At 46.0% G+C, this 4073-nt stretch carries 2 protein-coding genes; one reads left to right on the forward strand and one right to left on the reverse strand.

Annotated features, from left to right (window positions below):
• Positions 1-33: 33 nt before the first annotated feature.
• Positions 34-378: a thioredoxin family protein gene (locus AC37HE_RS10215; protein ID WP_500782735.1), complete on the reverse strand. Its 345-nt coding sequence runs from the start codon at positions 376-378 to the stop codon at positions 34-36.
• 153 nt (positions 379-531) lie between these two features.
• Between AC37HE_RS10215 and mfd the strand changes: the two genes are divergently transcribed.
• Positions 532-3852, forward strand: a complete 3321-nt coding sequence (gene mfd, locus AC37HE_RS10220) for a transcription-repair coupling factor (RefSeq protein ID WP_500782736.1) — start codon at positions 532-534, stop codon at positions 3850-3852.
• Positions 3853-4073 lie beyond the last annotated feature (221 nt).

Here is a 4073-nt window from a genome sequence, read left to right on the forward strand (position 1 = left end):
AACAAAAACCTAAATTCACTATTTCAGAGACTGCTATTTCAATAACTTTTTAGTCAAAACCTCTTCAATTTGCGAGGTCGACAGAATGCTGCTTGAGGCATGTGCAACCTGCCCGTTTTTATAATACATCACAAACGGAAGGCCCATAAAATTCCGGCACTCCGGAGCATCGCGAATCACAGCTGCCTCAGGAATATCAAACTCCATATCGGCAAAAACAACCTGCGGATATTGGTTTTCCAGTTTCGTCATTGCAGCATAAACCGGAATACACATAGGTCCCATTCGTCCACAGCAAATCATCACATTTTCGTTTTCAGAAATCAGCTTTTGGTGATCGGCAGCTGACAGAACGTGTTTCAAATTCGTGTGTAACATGGTCGTCTTTTTGATTTCACATCTAGATATCTGAATACTTAAACACAAGGGAGATATTTTAGTTCATTAGCTCCTGCTTTTTTAGGACCTTTAACAGTCCTGAACCGAATGCCCAAAACTATTTTGTATCTTAGCGATCAAAATTTTTCAGCCTTGGAATTAGCAGATTTTCGAAAATTATACCGCGAACACAAAATCGTTCAACAAGCGCTAAACCTGATTGAAACAACCGGATCGAAGACACAACTCAAAGGTCTGGTAGGATCGTTAAAAACCGTTTTTGCATCCTTGTTGGCCGAAAAAGAGCAGCAGGTACAAGTCTACATCCTGGACGATAAGGAGCAAGCTGCCTACTTTTACGACGACTTGCGGAACCTGCAAACCAACAGTCAATTGTTATTTTTCCCCGGATCTTACAAACGGATGATCCATCCGGAACACCTGGAGCAGGAAAACATTATTCAGCGCACCGAGGTATTGAACCAGGTGCGGCAAGGCAACCCGGTTAAGATTGTGACCTACCCCGAAGCATTGGTAGAAAAGGTCATTACCGGCGAAGCACTGGATTTGAATAGCTTTGCGGTGAATAAAGGCGATAACCTGTCCATCGATTTCCTGAACGACGTACTGTTTGAATATGGTTTCGAGCGGGTTGACTTTGTGTACGAGCCTGGTCAATATTCCATTCGCGGTAGCCTGGTTGATATCTTCTCGTTTTCGAATGAGGATCCCTATCGTCTGGATTTCTTTGGCGACGAAGTGGACACCATCCGCAGTTTCGACATTGAAACGCAAATTTCGAAAGATCAGCTTCCCAGGATTGTCATCATCCCCAATGTCAAAAGCAGTTTGAAGGATGCCAACCGGTCAAACTTTCTTCAGTTTATACCGGAAAGCAGCTTGCTTTTTTTCAACGATCTGCAACTGATCAGCGAACTGATGGACCAGTTTTACACCAGCACCATTGGGCTGGATGGACAGGAAGAAGATATTGCCGAACGCATTGTTTCGGGAAAGGAATTCCGGGAAGCAGCAAACCCGTTTCGCCTGGTTGCCTGTAACTCACAAGCCGGCTTTAAGGGGGACAATGAAGTAGAATTCAACAGTGTTCCGCAGCCTGTTTTCAATAAAAACTTCCAACTGCTGGCTCAAAATATGCAGCAAAACCTGGCTAACGGCTATCAGAATTTCATCCTTTCGAGTAGTGAGAAACAGATTGAACGCCTGAAAGCAATTTTCGATGATCAAGGATTGAATGTAAAGTTTACACCACTCAACTTTACGGTGCACGAAGGTTTTGTGGATCACGATCTGAAGGTATGTTGCTATACCGATCACCAGATCTTTGAGCGTTATCACCGATTCAAAACCCGTAGCAAAAAGGAACAAAAGGAAAGCATCACCATCAAGGAGCTGAATAAGCTGAGTCCGGGAGACTATGTGGTGCATATCGACCACGGAATTGGCAAATTTGCCGGGCTGGTGAAAACCGAGATCAACGGTAAATTACAGGAAGCCATCCGACTGACCTATCGCGACAACGATGTGCTGCTGGTGAGCATTCACTCGTTGCACCGCATTTCAAAATACAAAGGCAAGGAAGGCGTTGAGCCGAAAATTAATAAACTGGGTAGTGGTGCCTGGCAAAAGCTGAAGGACAAAACCAAGTCGAAGGTGAAAGATATTGCCCGCGACCTGATTGCCCTTTATGCGAAACGCCGACAGGAAATGGGCCATGCCTTCTCGCACGATTCTTATTTACAGGACGAGCTGGAAGCTTCGTTCATTTTTGAAGATACCCCCGACCAGGTGAAAACCACTGCTGCAGTCAAAGAAGACATGGAACGTCCCATCCCGATGGACCGCCTGGTTTGTGGCGATGTGGGCTTCGGAAAAACCGAGATTGCTGTTCGCGGAGCTTTCAAAGCTGTAACCGACAGCAAACAGGTTGCAGTGCTTGTTCCAACAACCATTTTGGCCCTTCAACATTACAAAACATTCTCCGACCGGCTCAAAGATTTCCCGGTCCGGGTGGAATATATCAGTCGGTTACGCCCAACTGCCGAGGTGAAAAAGATTTTGAAAGACGTGACCGATGGAAAAGTTGATATACTGATCGGCACACACCGCCTGGTGGGTAAAGATGTGAAGTTTAAAGACCTGGGCTTGCTGATTGTTGACGAAGAGCAGAAGTTTGGCGTATCGGTAAAGGAAAAACTGAAGCAGCTGAAGGTGAACGTCGATACGCTGACGCTGACCGCAACACCGATTCCACGTACCCTGCAATTCTCGCTGATGGGTGCCCGCGACCTATCGATTATTCAAACTCCGCCACCAAACCGCTACCCTATTGTTACCGAGCTGCATGGCTTCAACGAAGATATCATTCGCGAATCCATTCAATATGAGATGGCTCGTAACGGACAGGTGTTCTTCATCCACAACCGGGTACAGAATATCTACGAAGTTGAAGCCACCATTAAACGTATTGTTCCCAGTGTAAAAACGGCTGTTGGTCATGGCCAGATGGAAGGTCCCAAGCTGGAAAAAATTATGCTCGACTTCATTAACGGCGAGCAGGATGTGCTGATTGCCACAACGATTATTGAAGCCGGGCTGGATATTCCGAATGCGAATACCATCATCATCAACCATGCTGAGAACTTCGGATTGAGTGATTTGCACCAGCTGCGTGGACGTGTTGGCCGTTCAAACAGAAAAGCGTTCTGCTACCTTTTAACGCCTCCCATGTCGCTCATTAGTACCGAAGCCCGCCGTCGTCTGCAGGCAATCGAAGAATTCTCTGAATTGGGCAGCGGGTTCAATATTGCCATGCGCGACCTCGACATTCGCGGTGCCGGCGACTTGCTGGGTGCTGAGCAAAGCGGTTTCATTGCCGATATCGGTTACGAAACCTACCACCGCATCCTCAACGAAGCCATTCAGGAGTTGAAGCAAACCGAATACAAAGACCTGTTTGCCGACGAAAAGGAAGATGCCGGCAAAGCTTTCCTGCAAAACAAATTCATCAGCGATTGCCAGATCGATACCGATATGGAGCTGTTGTTCCCCGATGCTTACATCCAAAGCGTTTCGGAACGGATGTTGCTTTACCGCGAGCTCGATAGCATGGAAACCGAAGAAAACCTGGAACATTTTGAGCTGAGCCTGATTGACCGCTTTGGTAAACTACCTGCACCAAGTATTGAACTGCTCGAAGTTGTTCGACTTCGTTGGCTTGCTATCAGTTTAGGAATCGAACGCATCATCCTGAAAAATAAAAAGATGAGCTGCTACTTCATTTCCGACCAGCAATCACCCTTCTATCAATCCGAAGTATTTACACGGGTACTGAGCTATGTGCAGAAAAATCCGAACAAATGCCGCATGAAAGAAAAGAACAACAAACTGAGCATTAGTTTCGAAAAGGTAATTTCGGTTGTTAAAGCCAAAGCAATTCTAAGCGAAATATAACCGCGATCTTCCTGAACTATTGAGCAGGTGGACTTGGAGCTACCAGCTCAATCAACTAAAATTCACCTGCTGACTAAAGCTCAGCTGGTGAATAAAAAACAGGAACCGAAGTACTGAGCAGACGAACCTGAAACCACCATATCACCCCAAACAAAACCCCTCCACCTTTAAACCAAGCGAAGGGGCAACTGCTCTAACGAAATCCTTGGATTAAATCAGCT

Source organism: Mangrovibacterium sp., assembly GCF_059905295.1.